Origin of the sequence: Mesorhizobium sp. BR1-1-4, from assembly GCF_020165375.1 — a bacterium.
GTDB lineage: Bacteria > Pseudomonadota > Alphaproteobacteria > Rhizobiales > Rhizobiaceae > Mesorhizobium > Mesorhizobium australicum.
The window spans coordinates 307146-331003 of the sequence record NZ_JAIUIB010000003.1 but is presented as its reverse complement, the minus strand read 5'-3'; the positions used below and the strand labels follow the sequence as shown (position 1 = coordinate 331003).

Annotated in this window: 22 protein-coding genes and 1 tRNA gene; 17 read left to right on the top strand and 6 right to left on the bottom strand. The window is 60.8% G+C overall.

The annotated features are described in order from the left end of the window. Window positions 1-20 precede the first annotated feature (20 nt). A complete protein-coding gene (locus LB571_RS07840) occupies window positions 21-320 on the top strand; it encodes a Dabb family protein (protein WP_015314049.1) in 300 nt (99 codons plus the stop codon). A gap of 1 nt (window position 321) precedes the next feature. On the opposite strand, the gene LB571_RS07835 is transcribed toward LB571_RS07840, so the two are convergent. Continuing rightward, window positions 322-1185 carry a prephenate dehydratase gene (locus LB571_RS07835; RefSeq protein WP_015314050.1) on the bottom strand — a complete coding sequence of 288 codons (864 nt, stop codon included), beginning with the start codon at window positions 1183-1185 and terminating at the stop codon, window positions 322-324. 9 nt (window positions 1186-1194) lie between these two features. Further along, window positions 1195-1923 carry a 3-deoxy-manno-octulosonate cytidylyltransferase gene (locus LB571_RS07830; RefSeq protein ID WP_224593527.1) on the bottom strand — a complete coding sequence of 243 codons (729 nt, stop codon included), beginning with the start codon at window positions 1921-1923 and terminating at the stop codon, window positions 1195-1197. 192 nt (window positions 1924-2115) lie between these two features. Between LB571_RS07830 and LB571_RS07825 the strand changes: the two genes are divergently transcribed. The 7 genes from LB571_RS07825 (at window position 2116) to LB571_RS07795 (ending at window position 11826) form a co-directional block, all read left to right on the top strand. Beyond that, window positions 2116-2817 carry a c-type cytochrome gene (locus LB571_RS07825; protein ID WP_140660620.1) on the top strand — a complete coding sequence of 234 codons (702 nt, stop codon included), beginning with the start codon at window positions 2116-2118 and terminating at the stop codon, window positions 2815-2817. A 165-nt stretch (window positions 2818-2982) separates the two neighbouring features. Then, the gene (locus LB571_RS07820; RefSeq protein WP_224593523.1) at window positions 2983-4857 is read left to right on the top strand and encodes an extracellular solute-binding protein; all 1875 of its coding nucleotides are present in this window, start codon (window positions 2983-2985) and stop codon (window positions 4855-4857) included. Then, window positions 4857-6725 (top strand): extracellular solute-binding protein, encoded by a 1869-nt coding sequence (locus LB571_RS07815; protein ID WP_224593519.1) that lies wholly within the window; start codon window positions 4857-4859, stop codon window positions 6723-6725. The genes LB571_RS07820 and LB571_RS07815 overlap by 1 nt, the downstream gene beginning before the upstream one ends. A gap of 261 nt (window positions 6726-6986) precedes the next feature. Further along, a complete protein-coding gene (locus tag LB571_RS07810; protein WP_015314055.1) occupies window positions 6987-8081 on the top strand; it encodes a microcin C ABC transporter permease YejB in 1095 nt (364 codons plus the stop codon). Next, on the top strand, window positions 8081-9226 hold the full coding sequence (locus tag LB571_RS07805; protein WP_140660617.1) for an ABC transporter permease: 1146 nt from the start codon (window positions 8081-8083) through the stop codon (window positions 9224-9226). Before LB571_RS07810 ends, LB571_RS07805 begins: the two co-directional genes overlap by 1 nt. Continuing rightward, window positions 9223-10854 (top strand): ABC transporter ATP-binding protein, encoded by a 1632-nt coding sequence (locus LB571_RS07800; RefSeq protein ID WP_140660616.1) that lies wholly within the window; start codon window positions 9223-9225, stop codon window positions 10852-10854. The genes LB571_RS07805 and LB571_RS07800 overlap by 4 nt, the downstream gene beginning before the upstream one ends. Before the next feature lie 30 nt (window positions 10855-10884). Continuing rightward, window positions 10885-11826: a 2-hydroxyacid dehydrogenase gene (locus tag LB571_RS07795; RefSeq protein WP_224593516.1), complete on the top strand. Its 942-nt coding sequence runs from the start codon at window positions 10885-10887 to the stop codon at window positions 11824-11826. Window positions 11827-11941: 115 nt separating this feature from the next. Here LB571_RS07795 and LB571_RS07790 read toward each other — a convergent pair whose 3' ends face one another. From LB571_RS07790 to LB571_RS07780, 3 genes are all read right to left on the bottom strand, one after another. Then, entirely contained in the window at window positions 11942-12469 is a 528-nt protein-coding gene (locus tag LB571_RS07790; RefSeq protein ID WP_140614811.1) for an AAA family ATPase, read from the bottom strand. Window positions 12470-12483: 14 nt separating this feature from the next. Next, entirely contained in the window at window positions 12484-12843 is a 360-nt protein-coding gene (locus LB571_RS07785) for a hypothetical protein (RefSeq protein ID WP_140821428.1), read from the bottom strand. 100 nt (window positions 12844-12943) lie between these two features. After that, window positions 12944-13864 (bottom strand): methyltransferase domain-containing protein, encoded by a 921-nt coding sequence (locus LB571_RS07780; protein ID WP_224593513.1) that lies wholly within the window; start codon window positions 13862-13864, stop codon window positions 12944-12946. A 150-nt stretch (window positions 13865-14014) separates the two neighbouring features. Between LB571_RS07780 and LB571_RS07775 the strand changes: the two genes are divergently transcribed. Next, window positions 14015-15025, top strand: a complete 1011-nt coding sequence (locus LB571_RS07775; RefSeq protein ID WP_224593511.1) for a ligase-associated DNA damage response exonuclease — start codon at window positions 14015-14017, stop codon at window positions 15023-15025. A 4-nt stretch (window positions 15026-15029) separates the two neighbouring features. Next, the gene (locus LB571_RS07770; protein WP_224593876.1) at window positions 15030-16631 is read left to right on the top strand and encodes a cisplatin damage response ATP-dependent DNA ligase; all 1602 of its coding nucleotides are present in this window, start codon (window positions 15030-15032) and stop codon (window positions 16629-16631) included. Between the two features lie 34 nt (window positions 16632-16665). Here LB571_RS07770 and LB571_RS07765 read toward each other — a convergent pair whose 3' ends face one another. Then, entirely contained in the window at window positions 16666-17811 is a 1146-nt protein-coding gene (locus LB571_RS07765; RefSeq protein ID WP_140614815.1) for a hypothetical protein, read from the bottom strand. A 289-nt stretch (window positions 17812-18100) separates the two neighbouring features. Here LB571_RS07765 and LB571_RS07760 point away from each other — a divergent pair. The 7 genes from LB571_RS07760 to LB571_RS07730 all read left to right on the top strand — a co-directional run bounded on the left by LB571_RS07760 (window position 18101) and on the right by LB571_RS07730 (window position 23753). Then, a tRNA-Thr gene (locus tag LB571_RS07760) sits at window positions 18101-18176 on the top strand. 336 nt (window positions 18177-18512) lie between these two features. After that, window positions 18513-19418, top strand: a complete 906-nt coding sequence (locus LB571_RS07755) for a winged helix-turn-helix domain-containing protein (protein ID WP_224593508.1) — start codon at window positions 18513-18515, stop codon at window positions 19416-19418. Window positions 19419-20053: 635 nt separating this feature from the next. Further along, window positions 20054-21490 carry a hypothetical protein gene (locus LB571_RS07750; protein ID WP_224593505.1) on the top strand — a complete coding sequence of 479 codons (1437 nt, stop codon included), beginning with the start codon at window positions 20054-20056 and terminating at the stop codon, window positions 21488-21490. Window positions 21491-21648: 158 nt separating this feature from the next. Further along, window positions 21649-22191 carry a hypothetical protein gene (locus tag LB571_RS07745; protein ID WP_224593502.1) on the top strand — a complete coding sequence of 181 codons (543 nt, stop codon included), beginning with the start codon at window positions 21649-21651 and terminating at the stop codon, window positions 22189-22191. Between the two features lie 149 nt (window positions 22192-22340). Continuing rightward, complete coding sequence (locus LB571_RS07740; RefSeq protein WP_015314066.1) at window positions 22341-22529, top strand: YodC family protein; 189 nt, start codon at window positions 22341-22343, stop codon at window positions 22527-22529. A gap of 213 nt (window positions 22530-22742) precedes the next feature. Continuing rightward, complete coding sequence (locus LB571_RS07735; RefSeq protein ID WP_224593499.1) at window positions 22743-23165, top strand: EF-hand domain-containing protein; 423 nt, start codon at window positions 22743-22745, stop codon at window positions 23163-23165. Between the two features lie 45 nt (window positions 23166-23210). Further along, window positions 23211-23753 (top strand): RNA polymerase sigma factor, encoded by a 543-nt coding sequence (locus LB571_RS07730; RefSeq protein WP_140821438.1) that lies wholly within the window; start codon window positions 23211-23213, stop codon window positions 23751-23753. Window positions 23754-23858 lie beyond the last annotated feature (105 nt).

Below are 23858 nucleotides of genomic sequence, written 5' to 3'. Positions count from 1 at the left end.
AGTCATTGCAGGAGAGACAAATGATCCGTCACACCGTCGTCTTCACGCTGAAGCACCCACCGCATTCGCTGGAGGAAAAGCGGTTCCTCGTCGACGCCAGGAAAATCCTCTCGGCGATCCGGGGCGTCACGCATTTCGAGCAATTGCGGCAGGTCAGCCCGAAGAACGACTATCAGTTCGGCTTCTCGATGGAGTTCGCCGACCAGGCCGCCTACACCAGGTACAACGACCATCCCGACCATGTCGCCTTCGTGCGCGACCGCTGGGTGCCGGAAGTCGAGACCTTCATGGAGATCGACTACGTGCCGTTGGGCTGGTAGCTCAATCCGCCACCTTCCACTGCTCGCGTGACTCGCTCGCTGGATAGACACCGAGGATCCGCACTTCGCGCGAGAAGAACCGCAGCTCGTCGAGCGCCAGCTTGACCAGCGGATCGTCGGGGTGGCCCTCGATGTCGGCGTAGAACAGCGTCGCCGTGAAGGCGCCGAGCTGGTAGCTTTCCAGCTTTGTCATGTTGATGCCGTTGGTGGCGAAGCCGCCCATGGCCTTGTAGAGCGCGGCCGGCACGTTACGGACGCGAAAGATGAAGGTCGTCATCATCTTGACGTCGGGTGACGGGCGCTCGGCCCATTGCTTGCTTTTGGTCAGGACGACGAAGCGGGTGACGTTGCTGTCGGTGTCCTCGACATTCTCCTCGATGATGTCGAGCCCGTAGAGCGTCGCTGCCAGCGCCGGCGACAACGCGGCCATGGTGCGGTCCTTGACCTCGGAGACCATCTTGGCGGCGCCCGCCGTGTCGCCGGCGACCACTCCCTTCCACCCGTTCTTGCGGATGTATTTGCGGCATTGGCCGAGGGCGTGGATGTGGGTGTGCACGGTCTTGATCTCGTCGCGCCTGACGCCCGGCAGCACCATCAGCTGGAAATGGATCGGCAGGAAATATTCGCCGACGATGTGCAGCTTCGATTCCGGCAGAAGGTGGTGGATGTCGGCGACGCGCCCTGCGATGGTGTTCTCGATCGGGATCATGGCAAGATCGGCCTTGCCGGTCTCCACGGCATTGAACGCGTCCTCGAAGGTCGGGCACGGCAATGGCTCCATAGAGGGATAGACGTTGCGGCTGGCGGTGTCGGAATTGGCGCCGGGCTCGCCCTGGAAGGATATTCTATTGGTCTTTTCAGGCATGCTGATATCTCAGTTGGAAAGGATTTGCCTGGCACGGTCCAGGTCTTCAGGGGTGTCGACACCAAGCGGCAGCGACTGCACGATCTCGGCGTCGATGCGCATGCCGGCTTCCAGGGCCCGCAGCTGCTCCAGCCGCTCGCGGCGCTCAAGCGGCGACGGCTTCAGCGCGACGAAACGCTCGAGTGCCGCGCGTCGATAGGCGTATAGGCCGACGTGGTGATAGAGCGGCCCCTCACCCCAGGGTGCCGTGGCGCGGGTGAAGTAAAGCGCCCGCAACCGCGTGCCGGTGAGCGGCGACCCGACGATCTTGACGACGTTAGGATTGGTCTTTTCCCCCTCGCGGACGATCTCGACGCCGAGCGTGGCGATATCCACCAAGGGGTCGTCGAACGGCCTGAGCGAAGCGGCGATGATGCCGGGATCGATGGTCGGCAGGTCGCCCTGCACATTGACGATCGTTTCGACTTCGCCCCGGGGATCGAGTGCCAACAGTGCCTCGTGGATGCGATCCGAACCCGACTCATGATCCAAGCGCGTCATCACCGCCTCGAAACCATGCGCCCGCACCGCTTCGGCCACGCTTTGCGTGTCGGTCGCCACCACCACACGACCAAGCCCGGCCTCGGCGGCGCGGCGCGTTACGTGGACGATCATCGGGGCGCCGGATATGTCGGCCAGCGGCTTGCCCGGGAGCCGGGTCGAGGCCATGCGGGCGGGGATCAGGATCAAGGTTGACATCGGTCTGGCAAGGCGTTCGAAACGAGGAGGGGAAAGTGGCAAAAGGTCTCACTGGAAGCGCCCTTATAGGTGTTGCAACGCCGGAGCAAAAGACCTAGTTTCCGCCCGATTTGACCGGCTCTGGAGGGCAGGTCTCGATACCGACGGACGGAGTGGACGGATCGGTCCGCCGGAAAAGGGAGCAAGGGGCGTATGGATTCCAACGAAGTCAACAAGCTGCTCGCCGGATTGCTCGGAACCATTTTCGTGGTCTTCTCGGTCGGCATCGTGTCGGACGCGCTGTTTGCCTCGCCCGCTCCGGAAAAGCCCGGCTTCGCCATCGAGGCCGCCGAGCCCGCCGAGGGCGGCCCCGCCGGGCCGGCAGCAGCCGAAAAGCCGATCGCAGATCTTCTGGCCAGCGCAAGTGTCGAACAGGGCGCCGCCATCTTCAAGAAATGCCAGGCCTGCCACTCCGGCGAGAAGGGCGGCCCCAACAAGGTCGGCCCGGATTTGTGGGATCTCATCGACCGCCCCGTCGCCGCGCATGAGGGCTTCGCCTATTCGGCCGGCATGAAGGAGTTTTCCAAGGGCGGCGCCGAGAAGTGGACCTACGACAACATCAACCACTTCATCACCTCGCCGAAGAAATTCGTGAAAGGCACGGCGATGGGCTTCGCCGGCCTGCCCAAGGAAGAGGACCGCGCCAACGTCATCGCCTATCTGCGCACGCTGTCGGACAATCCCAAGCCGCTGCCCGCGCCGGGCGCTGCCGCCGACGCGACGGCGCCGGCCAAGCCGGCTGAAGGTGCCGCACCGGCCAAGCCGGCCGAAGGGGCTGCTCCCGCCAAGCCGGCGGCACCTGCGGCTCCCGCCGCACCAGCTCCGGCCGCCCCAGCACCGGCGCCTGCTCAATAACCCAAATATCGTCTCGACGACCTTGAAAAAGCCGGGTTCAGCCCGGCTTTTTCGTTAGGAAAATCGCATATGCGGCGACAAAGCCGCGCATGGCGGTTTTCACGCGCGACAAATCATCTAGATTGCCTTTCTGGATGATGGCACGCATCGCGAAGAGGACAGTGGATGACGCTTGGCCGGGTGCTTCTCAAATCATTGCTGGCGGCGGCCCTGCTGGCCGCGGGGTTGCAGGCGGCCCTGGCCGACGAGTGGCGCACGACATCATCGCTGATCGGCGAATCCAAATATGGCGACAACTTCCAGCACTATGATTACGTCAATCCGAACGCGCCCAAAGGCGGAACGCTGAATTCGGTGGAACTCGGCACCTTCGATAGTTTCAACCCGTTCATCGCACGCGGCACCCCCGCCGCAGGATTGAACTATCAGGGTGGGCTGCTCTACCAGTCGCTGATGGCCAAATCCCTAGACGAGGGTAGCGTCAATCACCCCGAGATCGCCGAAGCCTATAAGTATCCGGCTGATTTTTCATCCGCGACTTACCGACTCGACCCGCGTGCCAGATGGCATGATGGCCAACCGATCACCGCGGATGACGTGGTTTGGTCATTCAACTTCCTCAAAAAGGAAAGCCCGCAGTTCAACCATTATTTCGCCAACGTCACCGACGCTGTCGCGGTGTCTGATCGGGAAGTGGAATTTCGGTTCAATCAAAAGGGAAATCGGGAGCTGCCGCTGATTATGGCGGACGTCGTAGTGCTGCCGAAACACTGGTGGGAAGGCACCGACGCCAGCGGAAAAAAGCGTGATATCACCAAGCCAAGTCTCGAGATCCCGCTCGGCTCTGGCCCCTACCAGATCGAGAGCTTCAAACCCGGCTCGGAAGTCGTCTGGCGGCGGGTTCCCGACTTCTGGGCGGCCGATCTCGGCATCAATGTTGGACGCAACAATATCGATGTTCGACGCTATACTTACATTCTCGACGACAATGCCGCGTGGCAAGCTTTCACCAAGGGCGGGTACGAAGACATCCACTCTGAAAACAGCGCGCGCCTATGGATGACGCGCTACAATTTTCCGGCTCTCGGAGCCGGCGACGTGATCAAGCGGGAATTCAAGGCAACGTCCCTCGCTTCGATGCAAGGCTTCATCATGAACACGCGTCGCGCGAAGTTCCAGGATCGACGCGTGCGCGAGGCGCTCGGCTATGCCTTCGATTTTGAAACCTTGAACCGCACCCAGTCCTTCGGTCTCAACACCCGTGCCAACAGCTATTTCATGGGCAGTGACCTTGCCTCAAGCGGCCTTCCGCAAGGCAAGGAACTGGAGATACTCAATCCATATAAGGACAAACTGCCGCCGGAACTGTTTACCCAGGAATTCAAACCTCCGGTCTTCGATAGCCCCCAGGCGGAGCGGCAGAATTTACGCAAAGCGATCGACCTGTTTGCGGCAGCCGGCTGGAGAATCCAGAATGGCCAGATGACCAATGAGAAAAGCGGGGAGCCTTTCACCATCGAGATTCTGGGGTTCGATCAAGGCGCCGAAACAACCGTCAATCCGTTCGTGACCATGTTGCGAAAGATCGGGGTCGCTGCGTCGTTCAGGATCGTCGATACCAGCCAATACATCGCTCGACTCAATGATTTCGACTACGACATGATAACGTCTCGACTGTCGCAATCGGATTCGCCGGGCAACGAGCAACGTGAATTCTGGAGTTCAAAGGCGGCCGATACGCCGGGCTCGCGAAATTACTCGGGGATCAAGAATCCGGCGGTGGATGCACTGGTTGAGCGCGTTATCTTCGCGACTGATCGTGACGACCTGCTCGCCGCTACCCATGCACTCGACCGCGTTTTGTTGTGGAATTTTTATCTCGTCCCGCAATTCACCCGGTCCGTGGTCTGGCTGGCCTATTGGGACAAGTTCGGCATTCCGGAAAACCAGCCGACTTACCTGGGCCCGGATCTCGATTCCTGGTGGATTGATCCTAAGAAAGAAGCTGCGCTGGCGGCCAAGTACAAGGGTCTGAATTGATGGCGGCCCTGCCCCGCCGCGATTTCCTGGCTTTGGGTGGCGCTGCCGCTGCAGCAGCGCTGATGCCGGGCAAAGCCTTTGCAAACGTTGCGACCGGCACCAAGCTGCACGGCCTTTCCGCCTTCGGCGACCTCAAATACAAGCCTGATTTCCCGCATTTCGACTATGTCAAAGTCGATGCGCCCAAGGGCGGCATCTTCAATTTCTCGCCGCCGAATTGGGGTTACAACCAGGATACGCAGACTTTCAACACGCTGAACTCCTTCGCCAACAAGGGCGATGCGCCGCCACGCATGGAGATGTGTTTCGACGCGCTGATGGTGCGGGCGCTCGATGAACCCGACGCGGTATATGGCCAGATCGCGGATGGCGTGACGCTCTCCGACGACCGCAATGGCTTCACCTTCTCGCTTCGACCCGAGACGCGTTTCCATGACGGCACGCCGCTGACGGCGCAGGATGCTGCCTTCACCCTCAAGCTCTACAAGGAGAAGGGCCATCCCGACCTATCGCTGTCGCTGACGCACATGATCGATGCCGTTGCCGTCGATGACCGCACACTGCGGCTTACTTTTTCCGGCAAGCAATCCGCCCGGACCGTGCTCAACGTGGTGGAATTCCCGATCCTGTCCAAGGCCTTCTACACGGCAAATCCCTTCGATTCCTCGCAATTGAACCCGCCGCTCGGGTCCGGCGCCTACAAGGTCGGGCGTTTCTCGGCCGGCGCATGGATCGAGTACGATCGGGTGGCGGACTATTGGGGTCGTGACCTCGCGTTCAATCGCGGACAGAACAATTTCGATCGTATCCGCATCGAGTTCTACCAGAACCGCAACGCCGGATTCGAAGCCTTCAAGAAAGGTGAGATCACTTATCGCGAGGAATTCGTGTCACGCGTTTGGGCCACCGCCTATGACTTCCCTGCAATGACCGCGGGCAAAGTGGCCAAGCATGAATTCCCGGCCGAAAAGCGACCCTCGATGCAGGCCACCGCGGTCAATCAGCGGCGAGAGCAGTTTCGCGACCCTAGGGTGAGGCGGGCGCTCGCGCTATGTTTCGATTTCGAGTGGACGCGCCGCAACTTCTTCTACGGCTCGTACGAGCGTTCGCAATCCTGCTTCGAGAAATCGGACTTTCGCGCCGAAGGGACACCGTCGCCGCAAGAACTGGCTCTGCTGGAGCCGCTGCGAAGCCAGTTGCCGGCAGAGGTCTTCGGCGAGGCAGTGACCCAGCCCGCATCCGACGGCTCCGGTCGCGACCGCAAGCTGCTTGGCCAAGCGGCAAAACTTCTGTCCGCCGCCGGGTGGAAGCGATCAGGCGACTTTGTCGTTAACGACAAGGGAGGCCGGCTTTCAGCCGAGTTCATGGTCGATGACGACACCTTCGTCCAGGTCTATTCGCCCTGGGTCGCCAACATGAAGGCGATCGGCATCGACGCCACGATACGGTTGGTGGATTCGGCGCAATACCAGTCCAGGCAGGCGAGTTTCGACTTCGACCTCTTGTCTGCTGCCTTTTCGTTCAGCGCGACGCCGACTCGGGATGATCTCGAAGTCTTCTTCCATTCGAGCACCGCCGGCGTCTCCGGCTCCCGCAACTTGCCGGGTATCTCCGATCCCGCTGTCGACACGCTGATCAATGCCGTGGGCGCGGCAAAGGACCGTGAAAACCTGACCGTGGCGATGCGGGCGCTCGACCGGGTCTTGCGTGCGCGATGCGATTGGATTCCTAGTTGGTTCCTGGCGAATCATCGCGTTGCCTATTGGGACATGTTCGGCTTTCCCGAGCAAAAGCCCGATTACGGCTTTCCGGTCGAGACGCTGTGGTGGTTCGATAAAGGCAAGGCGGCAAAAATTGGCAAAGGCTGAATTCCTTGGGGGTGTTGGCGCTGCCCCTCACCTGCCTGCCGGCATCCTCTCCCCGTATAGCGACGGGGCGAGGGGCGCTCTCACCAACGGTTTCGCCAACTACGAGAGTCGCATTAAGAACGCCGAGACTGCGGCCAGCCCCTTTCTCCCCGTCACTATACGGGGAGAAAGGGGCGGCGCCCGCGTCGACATTTGGCCCGGAGCGATTGCCTTGCGGGTGCCGCAAGGCGCGGTGGCTCTCCTCGAGGAGGATGACACCTGATGGGCGCCTATATACTGCGCCGCATCCTTTTGATGATCCCGACCCTGTTCGGCATCATGGCGATATCGTTCGCCGTTATCCAGTTCGCGCCTGGCGGGCCGGTCGAGCAGGTCATCGCCAAACTGACCAACCAGGGCGGCAGCGACCGCCTCGGCGGTGGTGGCGGCGATGCAGGCGGCTCCAATTTCGATGTCGCCGGCGATGTCAGCTCGAAATATCGCGGCGCCCAGGGCCTCGATCCGGAATTCATCAAGAAGCTGGAGAAGCAGTTCGGTTTCGACAAGCCGCCGCTCGAGCGCTTCGGCATGATGCTGTGGAATTATGCCAGGTTCGATTTCGGCAACAGCTATTTCCGCGATATCTCGGTGCTCGACCTGATCCTGGAAAAGATGCCCGTATCGATTTCGATCGGGCTCTGGATCACCTTGTTGTCCTATCTGATCTCGATCCCGCTCGGCATTCGCAAGGCGGTGAAGGACGGCACGCCCTTCGACGTCTGGACCAGTGGGGTCGTCATCGTCGGCTATGCCATTCCAGGCTTCCTGTTCGGCATCCTTTTGATGGTGCTGTTCGCTGGCGGCTCGTTCTGGGACTGGTTCCCGTTGCGCGGCATCGTCTCGGACAATTGGGACCAATTGTCGTGGCCGGCCAAGATCGTCGATTATTTCTGGCACATGACGCTGCCGCTGACGGCGCTGGTGTTGTCGGCCTTCGCAACGACCACGCTTTTGACCAAGAACTCCTTCCTGGAGGAAATCCGCAAGCAGTATGTGGTGACGGCGCGCGCCAAGGGCCTGTCGGAACGGCAGGTGCTTTATGGCCACGTTTTTCGCAACGCCATGCTGATCGTCATCGCCGGCTTCCCGGGTGCCTTCATCTCGGCCTTCTTCACGGGATCGCTGCTGATCGAGAACATCTTTTCGCTCGACGGGCTCGGCCTGCTCGGCTTCCGGTCCGTGGTCGAGCGCGACTATCCGGTGGTGTTCGCCAACCTTTATATCTTCTCGCTGCTTGGCCTCTTCGTCGGGCTCCTGTCCGACCTGATGTACACCTGGGTCGATCCGCGCATCGATTTCGAGCGGAGAGACATCTGATGTCGGAGGCAAGGGTAACCGCCGGTGTCTTGCCGGAGCGGCTCCCACGGCCGTTCCTGTCGCCGCTCAACAAGCGCCGCCTGCAGAATTTCAAAGCCAACCGGCGCGGCTACTGGTCGCTGTGGATTTTCCTCGTCCTGTTCGTGCTGTCGCTGTTTGCCGAATTCATCGCCAACGACAAGCCGATTATCGCTTCCTACAAGGGCGAGATCCTTTTCCCGGTGATGGTCGCTTACCCCGAGGAAAAATTCGGCGGCTTCTATGCCGTCACCGATTACCGCGACCCGGTTATCCAGGACGAGATCAACGCCCATGGCTGGATGATCTGGCCGCCGATCCGCTATTCCTACCAGACCGTCAATAACGCCATTCCGGAAGCAGCGCCGGCCAAGCCATCATGGGAATATGACGCCAAGACGCGCTGCAACCAATATCCACGAGGAGCCGATGACCCGGCCTGCAATGTCGGCAACTGGAACTGGTTCGGCACCGACGACCAGGCGCGCGACGTGCTGGCGCGCGTCATTTACGGCTTCCGCATTTCGGTGCTGTTCGGCCTGATCCTGACCGCGGGTTCGGCGCTGATCGGCGTCGGCGCCGGTGCCTTGCAGGGCTATTTCGGCGGCTGGACGGATCTGCTGTTCCAGCGCTTCATCGAGATCTGGTCGGCCATTCCCGTGCTTTATCTGCTGCTCATCGTCGCCGCCATCCTGCCGCCGGGCTTCTTCATCCTGCTCGGCCTGATGCTGCTGTTTTCCTGGGTGGCGCTGGTCGGGGTGGTGCGGGCGGAGTTCCTGCGCGCCCGCAACTTCGAATATGTCAACGCGGCGCGCGCGCTCGGCGTGCCCAACCGCACCATCATGTTCCGGCATCTGCTGCCCAACGCCATGGTGGCGACATTGACCTTCCTGCCCTTTTTGCTGAGCGGCTCGATCTCGACGCTGACCTCGCTAGACTATCTCGGCTTCGGCCTGCCGCCCGGCTCCGCCTCGCTCGGCGAACTGCTCAAGCAGGCGCAGCGCAATCTCAACGCGCCCTGGCTCGGCATTTCCGGCTTCGTCGTCATCTCGCTGATGCTGTCGCTGCTGGTTTTTGTCGGCGAGGCGACGCGCGACGCCTTCGATCCGCGCAAGACGTTCAAATGAGCGATGCTCCCTTGCTCAGCGTGCAGGACCTCAGCGTCTCCTTCAGCCAGGGTGGCGGCCAGTCTGTCGCCGTCGACCACATCTCGTTCGACATCGCCAAGGGCGAGACGGTGGCGCTGGTCGGCGAATCCGGCTCCGGCAAATCGGTCTCGGCGCTGTCGGTGCTGAAGCTGCTGCCCTATCCCAGCGCCAGCCACCCCTCAGGCAAGATCCTGTTTCAGGGTGCCGACCTGCTCGCCACGAGCGAGAAGCAATTGCGCCAGGTGCGCGGCAACAAGATCACCATGATCTTCCAGGAGCCGATGACCTCGCTCAATCCGTTGCACACGATCGAGCACCAGATCGTCGAAATCCTGAAGCTGCATCAAGGCATGGGCGACCGTCCGGCCAAGGCGCGCACGCTGGCCCTGCTCAACGAGGTCGGTATCCGCGATCCGCAGAAGCGTCTGGACGCCTATCCGCATCAGCTGTCCGGCGGCCAGCGCCAGCGCGTCATGATCGCCATGGCGCTCGCCAACGAGCCGGAACTGTTAATCGCGGACGAGCCGACGACCGCGCTCGACGTCACGGTGCAGGCACAGATCCTCGAACTGCTCGCGGGCCTCAAAAGCCGCAAGGGCATGTCGATGCTGTTCATCACCCATGACCTCGGCATCGTGCGCAAGATCGCCGACCGGGTCTGCGTGATGACCAAGGGCAAGATCGTCGAGACCGGACCGACCAAGGACATCTTCGCCAACCCGCAGCACCCCTATACACGCCATCTTCTGGCCGCCGAGCCGAAAGGCAAGCCGCCGGCCGCCAATGCCGACGCCAAGCCTGTCATGACCGGCAAGGACATCAAGGTGTGGTTTCCGATCAAGCAGGGGTTCTTCCGGCGCACGATCGATCATGTGAAGGCGGTCGACGGCATCGACGTCACCGTGCGCGCCGGCCAGACGCTGGGCGTGGTCGGCGAATCCGGTTCGGGCAAGACGACGCTCGGCCTGGCGCTGGCGCGCATGATCTCGTCGACCGGGACGATCCAGTTCAACGGCCGCGACATCAACCAGCTCACCTTCAACGCGATGCGACCGCTCAGGCGCGAATTGCAGATCGTCTTCCAGGATCCGTTCGGCTCGCTCAGCCCGCGCATGTCGATCGCCGAGATCATCGAGGAAGGCCTGAAGATCCACGAGCCGAAGCTGTCGCCCGACGAGCGCGACGACAAGGTGGCCGCCGTGCTGAAGGAGGTCGGGCTCGATCCGGCAACCCGCAACCGCTATCCGCACGAGTTTTCCGGCGGCCAGCGCCAACGTGTTGCCATCGCCCGCGCCATGGTGCTCAACCCGCGCTTCGTCATGCTGGACGAGCCGACATCGGCGCTCGACATGAGCGTGCAGGCCCAGGTCGTCGATCTGCTGCGCAATTTGCAGGCCAAGCACGACCTCGCCTATCTTTTCATCAGCCACGACCTCAAGGTCATCCGGGCGCTGGCCAATGACGTCATCGTCATGCGCAATGGCCAGATCGTCGAAGCCGGCCCTTCCGAACAAATTTTTGGAAATCCGCAAACCGACTATACTCGGGCGCTGATCTCGGCCGCCTTCAAGATCGAGACGGCGCCGACTGGCGTGGTCAGCGAGTGATCCGCACAAGGAAGGACTGAACGAACCGCGATGGAAAAAGGCCGCATCCTGCTTGCCGTCACCGGCTTTCATCCGCAGCGCTGGCGCGACCTGCTGTCGGCCGAGCGCGAGGTGGTGCTGGAACCGGACGCCCCCAAGGATCCCTCGATCACCTATGCGGTGGTGTGGAAGCAGAAGCCCAATTTGATGTCGTCGCTGCCCAATCTGCGCGCCATCTTCTCGATCGGCGCCGGCGTCGACCATATCTTCGCCGATCCCGGCCTGCCCGACGTGCCGATCGTCAAGGTCGTCGCCGACAACCTCACCCAGTACATGACCGAGTACGTCGTCTGGCGGGTGCTCGATCACCATCGCCAGGGCCTGCTCTACCGGTCGCAGCAGCCAAAGAAGATCTGGCACGAGCCACAGCAGAGGCCGGCCGGTGACATTTCCGTCGGCATCATGGGACTTGGCAGTCTCGGCCGCGCGGCAGCCTCGGCGCTGCTGTCGCTGGGCTTTGCGGTCAATGGCTGGTCGCGCACGGACCGGCCAATGGAAGGGGTGGCGACGTATGGCGGCGAAGCCGGGCTGATCCCATTCCTCAACGCCACCGACATTCTGGTCGTGCTTCTGCCGCTGACGCCGGACACGCAAGGCATCATCAACTACGGCGTGCTGAAGGAATTGAGGAAACGCAACGGCCTCGGCGGCTCGGTGCTGATCAATGCCGGACGCGGCCGCCTGCAGAAGGACGCCGACATCGTGCGCGCGCTGGATGACGGCACGCTGAAGGAGGCGAGCCTCGACGTGTTCGAGGTGGAACCACTGCCGAAGACCAGCCCGTTGTGGAACCACCCGAAGGTGTTCGTGACGCCGCATGCCGCGGCGACTTCCGATCCAGCCCATCTGGCGCCGCTCATGCTGCGCCAGATGGACGCTTTCGAACGCGGCGAAAGGCTCGACAATCTGGTGGACCGCAAGGCAGGATACTAGAGCGGTTCAGCGTTTTATGGAATCGCCGACCCGCTCTAATTCTTTGTTTTTACGCAATTCCGGACGGAAAACCGCTACGCACTTTTCCGGGAATTGCTCTAGCCAGACGTCCTCGTCACCTGGCCAAATCCCAGTCCTGAAAACATTTCTTGATCGCATTGGCGGACGACAGTTGCAGCTTCGGCAGGTTGACCTGCTCGAACGTCACCCGGTATCTCGAGCGGTTTTTCGGCGTGGTCACGGCAATGTGGTGGATCATGTCCCATTTGATGCTGTCGCGCCCACCCTCCAAGGCTCCGCGTCTCTCCTTCTCGAACAAGGTACGCCTGAAATAGCGCAGCAGACTTGCCGGGGTGGAAATGTCCAGCAGGATCAATCCGGTCGCGCGCTGGAAGCGTTGCGGCATGCAAACCGAGTAATTTCCGTCCATCACCCACCGTTCGCCGGCGATCGCTGCGTCATGCAAGGCAATGAATTCGTCCCTCGGACGCTGCAGCCAATCCGTGTTGGGCAGGTGAAAGAGCAGATCAAGATGAATGGGTGTCAGGCCACGCTTGCGCGCGATCGCGTCGGCAAGCGTCGACTTGCCGCTGTTCGACGGGCCCAGGATACAGATGCGGTCGCCGAGGTCCGAGAGCTTCATTTGGGCAACACGCATCAGCCAGGCAGCGCGAACTTCTTCTGCTTGTCCGGTTTGCCGCAGTCGCGGCGATCGATCGACCGGTTCATGGCATCGATTTCGCCTGACGCCTTGTCGCTGTCGCGCTGAGCCTTGGAACGCATGTCGGGCGTGAACGGGCCAAAACCCATGGCGGGATTGGAAAAGGTCGGCTTGGCGGTCGTGGGGAGATTATATTGCTGCGCCAATCCGTTGCGCCGCGCCAGCAACTGATCGCATGGCACGCTGTCATATTGCAGCGAGGACTCGACGTTGGCGTCCTGCCGCTCGGACGCTGAATTGCCCACGCAGCCGGTGGTTACGAGGCAAGACGCCAAAATCATCACGTTCCAGCGCATCGAAGTGCTCCTCCTGATATCCCGCCCTGATGCGACCAGATCGCAAATATCAGTCGCGCACGCAAATCGGACTTTTTCGCAGCAGCGCAAAGAGTTGCCCTCACAGGGGACCGGCTTTCCATGCCACGACGGCCAGGCCTTTGACAGGCTCGCGGCGATCCCAGCGGATGGTTGTCGGCTCCAGCGCGAGGACCGAGAGGCAGTTGGCCTCGAGGGTCCGTACGACATAGCCATCCGAATGGGCGTAGCGCCGGGAGGGCTGCAGCGCGAACTCGCCACCGCCTTCCGCCAGGCTCTCGACTGAAAAGACAAACAGGCCACCCTCGGCGAGCAGGCCGGCGACCGTTCCCACGAGACCTTCGAGGCCGCCGATGTAGATCAGCACGTCGGCTGACGTCACTAGATCGGCCTTGTCGCCTGAATAGGAAAAATCCTGCAAATCCGCTTTCGTCAGCGCGTCGTAGATGCCTTTTGCCCGCGCCTTCTTCAGCATCCTTGCCGAGATGTCGAACCCCTCCAGCCGGTCGACGATCGGCCTCAGCTTCTCGCCCATCAGCCCAGTGCCGCAACCCAGGTCGAGCGCCAGGCGGAAGCGGCCCGGCCTTGCCTTGCGGATGGCCGCGTCGAGCACCTCGGGCAGCCGGTAGTCGAGTTTGCCGACCAGCATCGTCTCGAAGGTCTCTGCATAGTGGTCGAACAGCGTTTCGACAAAGGCGCTGGGCGGCGCCATAAAGACCGGACCTTTGCCGATCAGCTGCAATTTGAGAGCCGCGCCCTGACGATCGGCCGGATCCAGTTTCAACGCCGTCCTCCAGGCCTGCGCCGCCAGGTCGAGCCTGCCTGATGCCTCCTGCATCTCGCCCAGGCGAAACCAGCCCATTGCCCATTGCGGCGCCAGTTCCAGGCCGCCGAGCAGCAACTCGGCGGCAGCGGCATGATCGCCGGAGGCAACGAGCATTTCGGCATAGTCCGCACGGCGATCGGCGTTCGGGTCGCCCGACGAGGTCTGAAGCGGTTTCATGATGATGGTTTCCACCTGCAGGGAGCCGGCCGCCCATCTCTGTAGAGCAAGGAATGCCGAAGCTGAACCGAATTGGACAGGCTTTGTCCGGGAGTCAGCAGTCTCGGGCAACAGGCTTTCCGCAGCGGAATTATATCCTATCTTGGCATCATGCGCGCCAGCGACCTGCTTCATCCCCGGCCCGAAGGCCTCTACTGCCCGCCGGGCGATTTCTTCATCGATCCGGTGCGGCCGGTGAACCGGGCGCTGATCACGCACGGCCATTCCGACCATGCGCGTTCCGGCCACGGCTCGGTGCTTGCGACACAGCAGACGCTCGACATCATGGGACTTCGCTACGGCGAGGATTTCGCGGGGACGACGCAAGCCGCCAGGTTCGGCGAGACGATTGCCCTCAACGGCGTCGATGTCCGCTTTCATCCGGCCGGCCATGTGCTGGGTTCGGCGCAGATATCGGTCGAGCACCAGGGCAGGCGCATCGTCGCCTCCGGCGACTACAAGCGGCAGAAGGATCCGACCTGCGCGCCCTTCGAGCCGATCCGCTGCGACATCTTCATCACCGAGGCGACTTTCGGCCTGCCGGTGTTTCGCCATCCGCCAGACACGGAAGAGATCGCCCGGCTGCTGAAATCGGCGGCGCAATTCCCAGAGCGCTCGCATCTGGTCGGGGCTTACGCGCTGGGCAAGGCGCAACGCGTGATGCGGCTGTTGCGCGACGCCGGTTACGACAAGCCGCTCTACATCCATGGCGCGCTGGCCAGGCTCAGCGCGTATTACCAGAGCCAGGGCATCGATCTCGGCGATCTCGAGCCGGCGACGGTGGAGAGCGGGGCCAAGCAAGATTTCGCCGGCGCCATCGTGGTCGGCCCGCCATCGGCCTTCGCCGACCGCTGGGCGCGGCGCTTTCCCGATCCGATCTCGTGCTTCGCGTCGGGCTGGATGCGCATCCGCCAGCGCGCCAAGCAAGGCGGCGTCGAACTGCCGCTGATCATCTCGGATCATGCCGACTGGGACGAACTCACCGCCACCATCAAGGAGACCGGAGCCGCCGAAATCTGGGTCACGCACGGCCGCGAGGAAGCGCTGGTGCGCTGGTGCGAACTGGAAGGCATCGCCGCCCGCCCGCTGCATCTGGTAGGCTATGAGGATGAGGGCGATTGACGGCATGAACCGCTTCGCCGAGCTTCTCGATCGCCTGGTGCTGACGCCGTCGCGCAACGGCAAGCTGACCCTTTTGATCGACTATTTCCGCAGCGTCGAGGATCCCGATCGCGGCCTGGCGCTGGCGGCCATCACCGGCGATCTCAAGATTGCCGCGGTCAAGCCGGCCATGCTGCGCACCCTGGTCACCGAACGCATGGACCCGGTGCTGTTCGGCTATTCCTACGATTATGTCGGCGACCTCGCCGAGACGGTGTCGCTGGTCTGGCCGCAAACGCCTGGCAGGATCGCCAACCGCGAGCCGACGCTTGGCGAGGTGGTGGCCAAGCTGCAGGCGGCAAGCCGCTCCGATGGACCGAAGGTGCTGACGGGGCTGCTCGACAGCGCCGGCATCTCGGCACGCTTTGCCATCATCAAGCTGGTCACCGGCGGCCTGCGTATCGGCGTCTCGGCGCGGCTGGCCAAACAGGCGCTGGCCGATTTCGGCAAGGTCGACGTCGCCGAGATCGAGGAACTCTGGCATGGGCTATCGCCGCCCTACACGGCGCTTTTCGCCTGGCTGGAAGGCAAGGCCGAAAAACCGCGCAACACGGCGATGGCGCTGTTTCGCCCAGTCATGCTGTCGAACCCGGTCGGTGACGGCGACCTCGAAAAGCTCGATCCCGCCGACTACGCGGCGGAATGGAAATGGGACGGGATCCGGGTCCAGGCGGTAGCCGAAGGCGGCATCCGCCGGCTCTATTCGCGCACCGGCGACGATGTCTCAGGGGCCTTTCCAGACCTCGCCGACGCCATGCGTTTTTCCGCCGCGCTCGATGGCGAATTGCTTGTCGGCGATCCGCGAGAAGCGACGGGAACCTTCTCGGACCTGCAGCAGCGGCTGAACCGCAAGATGGTGACGCCGAAGATGCAGCAGCAATATCCAGCCTTCATGCGCTGTTACGACGTGCTGCAGATCGGCACGGAGGATCTGCGCGGACTGTCCTTCCGCGAGCGACGCGGCCGGCTCGAAGCCTTCATCGGGACGCTCGACCCGAGCCGCTTCGATCTCTCCCCCTTCGTCGCGTTCACGGATTGGCAGTCGCTCGAGGACCTGCGCCGCGCGCCGCCGCATCCGATCATCGAAGGCGTGATGCTGAAGCGCTGGGATTCGCCCTATGTCGCCGGCCGGCCGAAGGGTCCATGGTTCAAATGGAAGCGCGATCCGCACACGGTGGACGCGGTGCTGATGTATGCCCAGCGGGGCCACGGCAAGCGCTCGAGCTTCTATTCCGACTACACGTTCGGCGTCTGGTCCGGAGCCGAGGGCGAGGAGGAACTCGTGCCGGTCGGCAAGGCCTATTTCGGATTCACCGATGAAGAGCTGAAGCAGATCGACAAGTATGTCCGTGACAACACCGTCGAGCGTTTTGGACCGGTGCGCTCGGTGCGCGCCGACCGCGACAATGGCCTGGTGCTCGAAGTCGCCTTCGAGGGACTCAACCGTTCGACCCGGCACAAATCGGGTGTGGCCATGCGTTTCCCCAGGATTTCACGATTGCGCTGGGACAAACCGGCCAACGAGGCCGATCGCATAGAAACCCTGCAGGCGCTGCTCGACCGCTAGGGACTGTCGATGTATCAGTCACAACGAATTCAGTTCAGGGTTCGACCGAGACACGGATCTCGTAGACGTCGACCGCCTTGCCCTGCTTGTCGAAATCGGAATTGATGGCGATGGTTCCGGCCGAGCCCGGATGCTTGTCGGGAAACTTCACGTCGAACAGATACTCGTTCTTCTGCTGGCCGACCGCGTAACGCTTGCGGCCGCAGTCGCCGAGCTCGCCGAAATTGCAGTCGACGGAGATCTGCGTGTCCTTGCCGTCCTCGGCCCTGGCGATGATGTCGAACACGGCGTGCTTGCCGGCGAGTTTTTCCAGCACGCCCTGTCCGACATCGAAGGCGATCGCCGAGCCGGAGGCGCCGGACTGGATGCGCAGGAACGGCCCGCTGTCGTCCTTCATCACCTCGGCCTTGGCGTCAGACGGGGCGGCGACATGCGTCGGGTCGGTCGGTGAAAACACATTGATCCAGTCGCGCGACTGGTCGGCGGCACCGGGCTTTGCCGGCGCGTTGGCGCCATCGGTCGGGGTGAAATCGTCGTCCTCTACGGTCGGCGGCGCTTCCGGCGGCGCGGTATTGAGCTGCGCGGCGGTCTTGAACACACCGGTTTGCATGGCAAAGTACAGTCCGATGCCAATCGCCGCGAGCAGCGTCACCGTGAAGAAAATGGCGGTCAGCGGCAGCCGCCGGCCTCGAATGCGCCGCTCATCGCGATCGGGCGCGACTTCCGTGGCGGCACCGGAAGAGGCTGGAACCGACATGTCGATGGCTGGCGCACCGGGCAGGGTCGCATCCGGCATAATGTCGGGAACCACCGGCAGCACGCGCGAGCGCGGTGCGTCGGAAGCGGGCTGCCCGGGACCGTCGACGGTCACAGCGGGCGATGACGCCCTTGGGCCCGCCTCGACCGCGGGCGCCGCGCCGGCCGCGGCCTCGACCGCCGGCGCGTCGATCTGCGGGGCAACACCGGGCACCGCCGGCAGGTACTCGGATTCGATTTCGGTGATTTTTGCCTGGATTGCCTTGCGGCGCTTGATGGCGACTTCCACGGTCACGCCGGGATTGGCCTGGAGCGCGCGGTCGAGCGCGGCGAAGGCCGAACGATAGACCTTCTCGCGGAACGCACGGTCCTCGGCATTGCCCTTTTCCAGGGCGTTCCGGATCGCTTTTTCGATCGCGTCCAAGCGAGATCCCTCTGCAAATTGTCCCAAGCTTTCATGATGGTTAGCCGCAGGCGACCAATCAATCAACGGGCGGGCAGCCGCATTCTGCCTCGACAGACCGTCCAAAGTCTATTTTCACGATGTTCCGGCAAACAAAATCGGAACATGTCGGCGATTCCGGGCATGCAGGGACGCCAGAACGCCGGTTTCGATCGGGGCGCGGCTCTTGCATGATTTGCCAAGTCGCATCTTGAATTCGCGGCCGGTTGAGTCTATCACCCTGCCCATCTTGGAGGCCTTGGCCTCCCGGGCCGCTTTAGCTCAGTTGGTAGAGCACATCATTCGTAATGATGGGGTCAGGTGTTCGAGTCACCTAAGCGGCACCAAAAACTTCATTTTAAATCAAGCACTTAACGGAGACTTATTCTTTGCCGGCTAGTGTTTTTTAGTGTCTTTTCTGGTCTACCGTGGTCTACAACGGAGCTACTCCGCCAACGGAGTGACAAACTCATTTAGAATGATATGGTCTCAGAGGCCGATTAGAATGCTCTTTGAACTCCGCGCCGCAGGTTTCGATTTTGCCAATTTCGTCGAACTGATTGGCGAAGTAGCGGGATAGTGAACCGAATTGCCGGGACTCGTTTTGACCGGCTATTGGACTAAGATGTTCGTTAGATTTCTCTAAAGACTAAGGCGCGACCATTTTGGATTCCTATCTGTCCATGGCTGAGGAGGTGTTGCGGGTGGCCCGCAAACCCCTAACGCCACGCGCGATTCTCAAGGCGGCGTACACAATGGGGATCGCGTCCTCGCGTCTCCACGGGAAGACGCAGCATAAAACCCTTCAAGCTCGGCTGAGTGAGGATATACTGGTCAGACGGGAACGCAGCGCCTTCTTCAGGACGGCTCCCGGATACTTCTTTCTCACAGCTTTAGTCGACGATGAGAGTTTGCCCGAGTCTTACCGACGGCCGGTAATAGCGCGACGACGGCGGCGGGAACTGCCCTATCGCAATGCGCTGGCAATTCATTTGGAGACGCTGGGAGACCTTGTTGACCACTCAACGGTACCCTCAAACGCCCTCCTTCGCCTCATCGGTAAGGATGAATTTCACTATGCTCGGAGTTCGGCACAAAGGACAGATCAGGATGTCTTGATATGGTCTTTTGTTATAGTAACTCGTGATCGCCTGGTCTTAACCTATCGACATGGTCATTATCGCGAAGGTCGTGATGGCTTTCTACAACGCCGGTCCGTCGGGTTTTTCACGCCCGTGGTCGATACGGATATGACTCTTTTCGATCGGGCCGATCACGGCATTGTCGGAAGTGGTCTCCGAGCGCTTGCTACAGATTTAAATATGACCGATGGCCAAGTTGACTTGGATGTGTCTCAGTATGCCGCCCTAGACTGCTTCATATCAACCTCAAACGGTGTGACGCATGACCTACTAGGGATTGTGCACTTCGAACCACCAGAATGGTTTGAACCTTTCACAAGGCGGCTTGCGATCAATGATTTGAAATGGATGGACGTCGATAGGGTTAATCACTTCGAAGATTTCGACCCATGGTCGCAGTTGGTACTTGAACGGGCGCAACGTGGCTTTGAGTCAAGTAACGTATGACTCACCGAAATGCTGGGAATATAGATAGCGATACAGCCGCATATATCGATTTGTTACTACGAGATCGGGATTCAGAGAGCAAAAAAGTCGGTCTACAGCGGCTTTGCAAGTTGTACCGAAACGGCTATAGACTTCGCAACCCTCACCCAGTGGAAGTTGTACTCTTGGGGCTCCTTCATGACGAAAGCCCTAAAGTGCGAAGATGGTCTCTCAATTGCCTCGCTCTACTAGGTACTAAACGAGTAATCGGCCCTATTCTTAATTCATTGAATGACAATCGCGGTGACCCTGACACATTGGGAGCGGGTGTATCCGCGTTGTCCTCGATGGTGGATTCGGACGAACTCAGAAAGACCCTCCGTCAGAAAGATATGCCGCTCGAAGGAGCTCTTCTATTCGCAGCGGCTCAATATAATAATTCTTATCAAGGGGACCTCGGAAAGAGCATTTTAAACATAGAGGTTGCCAGCCCAGCCGAGCTCAGATTCGCCATGCTACTTGTGGGTCTAAATAAAAGCCCTGAAAATTTATTCTCACGATCGTTTAGCAACTCGCAGATAATAGGCGATCTAAATTCCCACCCAGATTCCTTAGTGGCGCAATATTCTGTATGGGCAACTTGTGAGAACCCCCACATGGGCATCGGAGAACTTCGACTTCCGCTCCGCGATATTGAATGTCATCCTGCAAACGTAAGAGGATGGGTTTATCAGCTGCTAACTTCTGATGCTGAGACGGCGCGGCGCTACAACGAATATCTCATATTCGGCTCGGAGGACAGCTCGTCTGAAGCTAGAGAGGGGCTATCCATCGGTATCCGCGACATCTTTTTTGACTCAATTGAACGATTAGTCTTGGATTGGTTTGATGATGAGGAAACGCCTTCAATTAGGAATCGCTTACTGGAGCATATGGCGCACAATGCCCAGCGCTATCCGCCGTATGCCACACCCGTGATGGATATCTATCGCACCGCAAACACGGGGTCTCTATTGCGAGCACGAATCGAGGCGGCAGCACGCTCGACGCCCCTCGCTCTGGATTTGCGTAAGATGGCTCTCCAAATAGAGAGCGAAGACTTATTCGCCAGAATGGATCGACCGGCAAAGGAGGCGATCAAAAACCAGCATGGGATGAAGCAGAGAACCCCTAAGGCCGCCTCTACGAGGCTAGAAAACACCACGGTTCGAGCTAACGCCGCCAAGGTTTTAATTGTGACGGCCCTTCCAAAGGAAACAGCCGCCGTTAAGGCGACACTTGATGTCCGCGAGAGAGTTGGGGTGGTCGACGATCCCAACTTCTACGAGCTTGGTGTTTTTCACGATGAAGCAGGACATGAGCGTGCAATTTTATTAGCGACCAGCGGTATGGGTACGTTGAACGCATCAGCGCTCGCCTCGAATGCGATCCGCTCGTTTCCTAACTTACAGCATGTAATTGTCGTGGGGATAGCTGGGGGCTGCCCGAACCCTGAGAAACCAGATGAGCATGTTAGGCTGGGCGACATCGTAATTTCCGATGAGACTGGCATCTTGGCTTCAGATTTCGTCAAGGAGACGCGGGAGGGGCGCGAAATCCGGTCCTTCCCGCAAAAGCCTTCGGCTAAGCTACTAGGCATGGCCAATCACATGCGAAGTGAAGCGATTCTGGGGCGTCATCCCTGGAGAGACATAGTCAGCAGTGTCCTAAAAGATCGGCTGCCTGACTACCGACGCCCTGCTTCAGAAACTGACATTTTGCATGAAGGTGCGGCTGTAGTCGCGCACCCGCAAAGAGCGGATGTTGCAAACCCTATAGTGCATTCTGGGGGCATTGCGGCATCTGATACGCTTCAGAAGAACCCGGTTCAGCGTGATGAACTACGGGATCGCTTCAAGGTTCGCGCGGTGGAGATGGAGGCCAGTGGCATCCAGCATGCTTCATGGGCGCAAGGAAAAGACGTTTTTGTCATTCGCGGCATTTGCGACTATTGCGATGATCATAAGTCGGATGTCTGGCAGCAGTACGCGTCGCTGGTAGCCGCCGCATATGCACGGTCGTTGATCGAGGAAATGCCCATTGAATGGTTTTAGCGGCCCACAATCCCGAGCCAGAAAGAAATGCTCTCCGAAATCGGATAGTTAAACGCGGCAAAAGTGGTCTACTTTGGTCTACCGGCAATTATGCCCTCCTAACTTATTGATCTTGTTGCGTTTTTCGATCCGCCGGTTATTCGTAATGATGGGGTCAGGTGTTCGAGTCACCTAAGCGGCACCAGTTTTTCAAACCGATGGTCGAAGCTGCCTGGACGCGCGGAAGAGGCCCGAATCCCCGGCCGTTTGCGTTTGCCATGGATGCAAGGATCTGCCCGTCGATCGACAACAACTCGGGAGCGGTGCAGATCTGGCCGAAGACCCGCGAGGCAAGTCGCGACTTGCTCCGGGCCTGGAAAACTCGCGAAAGCACGCAATCCGGGATTTTCAAATCTCAACAACAAATGATGGACCGCGCATTTCTATTTTTTTGGAACAGACACTTGGGTCGCACATTTCCTGCCGACAGTTCCATGACAGGAGGTTTTGAATTGCCAAGGCGTGTCGACAAGGAAAAGCTGGCAAGAGCGGACCGCGAGGCGAGGCTGGTGCTGGATGCCGAGCGTCACGCAAGGGACGCCAAGACAACCCGCCTGAGGGAGCAGAGACTGCAGCAGGAGGCATTGGCGGACAAGGCCCCGCCTGCGCGCCGACGGGAGCCGACTGGGAAGCCGGCCAGGCGTGTGATCGAGGTAGACTGACCTGTTGGGGGGTTGCCCGGTTCGCCCCGATGATGCCGTCGGCGATGTCTCCGCGTTGCCGCATAAGACAGTAGCCCAGAAGACCCATATGCCATTGTCGGGACCCCGGTTTTGGTATGAAATGTCGGGTGTCAGCATGGGAGGTCCAAATGCCCAACACTTTCAAGACCGGAGACGTCGTCAAGCTGAGGTCGGGAGGCCCGAAAATGACGGTCAGCGACGGCGCCGCTTCCGGCATGTATCTGTGCCACTGGTTCAACAAAGACGGCGACGTGTGGACCCCGCAGCATGCCGGCTTCAAATCGGATCAGTTGATAGCCGCCGACCAATCGACGTAATTCCCGCCTTCGCCAACGAGCGGGCTGGCCCGGCGCAATTCAGATGCGCCGGACGAGGTGTTCTGCCGTACCCTGGGCCGCCAAGGTCCATCATCGCCGGCAAGCGGCGTGATAGGCATGGCGACCGACGGATTTCTGCGATCACGACGTTTAACGGTTGAAGCATGACCATGGCATCGGGCCATGGCAATGCGCCAACCGGAGACGTGAAGCATGATACACCGTTCGATCCTTGCCGCTGCCCTGAGCCTGCTGACCACCGCGGCTCTGGCCCAGACAGCGACACAGCCACCGGCCGCCACACCGCCCGCCGCGACATCGTCGGCCGCCAAGTCCGACATCACGCTGGCCAAGTTCCAGAAACGGCGAGAGAAGGCGATCATGGCCGCCGACACGGACGGCGACGGCAAGATCAGCCTGCTGGAATGGGAGGCCTTCCAGGCCAAACGCAACGTCAAGGGCGATCCCGCCAAATCCTTCGCGCGCATCGATTCCAACCATGACGGCTTCATCGACCGGGCCGAGCTCGATGCGTTCTTCGCCAAGCGCTTTGCCAGGCTGGACAAGAATGGCGACGGCATTCTGACGGGCGACGAGATGCCGGGCCACAAATCCGCTCCCAAGCCGGAGCAATGACCAAGAGGCTATGACGCATGATGGACATTGGGTGTGCGCCAACCCATGAGCCCCGACCCGGACGAGGAGCTGGTTCGCCGGGTCGGCACCGGCGACCCCGCGGCGGTGCGGACGCTCGTCGCGCGCAAGCTGCCGCGCATCCTTTCGCTGGCCGCGCGCATGCTCGGCGATGCGGCGGAGGCCGAGGATGTCGCGCAGGAAACCTTTATGCGCATCTGGCGTCACGCATCGGGCTGGCGGCGCGGCAATGCACGCTTCGACAGCTGGATCCACCGGGTGACGCTCAACCTTTGTTACGACCGGTTGCGCCGGCGCCGCGAACAGGTGACCGACCAGGTGCCGGACATTGTCGATCCCGCCCCGCTTCCCGATGCCCATCCCGGCGAGGAGGCGCATCGGGTCGAGCAGGCCTTGCAGGCAATCGCGCCGCGCCAGCGCGAGGCGATCCTCCTGGTCTACTATCAGGAGATGTCCAACATAGAGGCGGCCGCGATCCTGGAGATCAGCGTCGATGCCCTGGAAAGCCTGCTTTCGCGCGGCCGGCGGGCGCTGCAGGTGATCCTGGCCAAGGATAGTGTCGATGAATGAGAAAGCCGCGATCATGTATGCAAGGCGTTCACCGTACATCGGGGGCGCCCGGTGGCCACTTCCCGGAAATCCAACCGGACACGCGGCGCCAACCGGCAAAGGATA

Bases quoted from the DNA above. Each gene is read 5' to 3' on its own strand.
- LB571_RS07755 (WP_224593508.1), top strand. From the start codon at position 18,513: ATGGCTGAGGAGGTGTTGCGGGTGGCCCGCAAACCCCTAACGCCACGC.
- LB571_RS07750 (WP_224593505.1), top strand. From the start codon at position 20,054: ATGGGCATCGGAGAACTTCGACTTCCGCTCCGCGATATTGAATGTCAT.
- LB571_RS07790 (WP_140614811.1), bottom strand. From the start codon at position 12,469: ATGAAGCTCTCGGACCTCGGCGACCGCATCTGTATCCTGGGCCCGTCG.
- LB571_RS07795 (WP_224593516.1), top strand. From the start codon at position 10,885: ATGGAAAAAGGCCGCATCCTGCTTGCCGTCACCGGCTTTCATCCGCAG.
- LB571_RS07800 (WP_140660616.1), top strand. From the start codon at position 9,223: ATGAGCGATGCTCCCTTGCTCAGCGTGCAGGACCTCAGCGTCTCCTTC.
- LB571_RS07770 (WP_224593876.1), top strand. From the start codon at position 15,030: ATGAACCGCTTCGCCGAGCTTCTCGATCGCCTGGTGCTGACGCCGTCG.
- LB571_RS07835 (WP_015314050.1), bottom strand. From the start codon at position 1,185: ATGCCTGAAAAGACCAATAGAATATCCTTCCAGGGCGAGCCCGGCGCC.
- LB571_RS07820 (WP_224593523.1), top strand. From the start codon at position 2,983: ATGACGCTTGGCCGGGTGCTTCTCAAATCATTGCTGGCGGCGGCCCTG.
- LB571_RS07830 (WP_224593527.1), bottom strand. From the start codon at position 1,923: ATGTCAACCTTGATCCTGATCCCCGCCCGCATGGCCTCGACCCGGCTC.
- LB571_RS07810 (WP_015314055.1), top strand. From the start codon at position 6,987: ATGGGCGCCTATATACTGCGCCGCATCCTTTTGATGATCCCGACCCTG.
- LB571_RS07740 (WP_015314066.1), top strand. From the start codon at position 22,341: ATGCCCAACACTTTCAAGACCGGAGACGTCGTCAAGCTGAGGTCGGGA.
- LB571_RS07825 (WP_140660620.1), top strand. From the start codon at position 2,116: ATGGATTCCAACGAAGTCAACAAGCTGCTCGCCGGATTGCTCGGAACC.
- LB571_RS07730 (WP_140821438.1), top strand. From the start codon at position 23,211: ATGAGCCCCGACCCGGACGAGGAGCTGGTTCGCCGGGTCGGCACCGGC.
- LB571_RS07785 (WP_140821428.1), bottom strand. From the start codon at position 12,843: ATGCGCTGGAACGTGATGATTTTGGCGTCTTGCCTCGTAACCACCGGC.
- LB571_RS07840 (WP_015314049.1), top strand. From the start codon at position 21: ATGATCCGTCACACCGTCGTCTTCACGCTGAAGCACCCACCGCATTCG.
- LB571_RS07735 (WP_224593499.1), top strand. From the start codon at position 22,743: ATGATACACCGTTCGATCCTTGCCGCTGCCCTGAGCCTGCTGACCACC.
- LB571_RS07815 (WP_224593519.1), top strand. From the start codon at position 4,857: ATGGCGGCCCTGCCCCGCCGCGATTTCCTGGCTTTGGGTGGCGCTGCC.
- LB571_RS07775 (WP_224593511.1), top strand. From the start codon at position 14,015: ATGCGCGCCAGCGACCTGCTTCATCCCCGGCCCGAAGGCCTCTACTGC.
- LB571_RS07780 (WP_224593513.1), bottom strand. From the start codon at position 13,864: ATGAAACCGCTTCAGACCTCGTCGGGCGACCCGAACGCCGATCGCCGT.
- LB571_RS07805 (WP_140660617.1), top strand. From the start codon at position 8,081: ATGTCGGAGGCAAGGGTAACCGCCGGTGTCTTGCCGGAGCGGCTCCCA.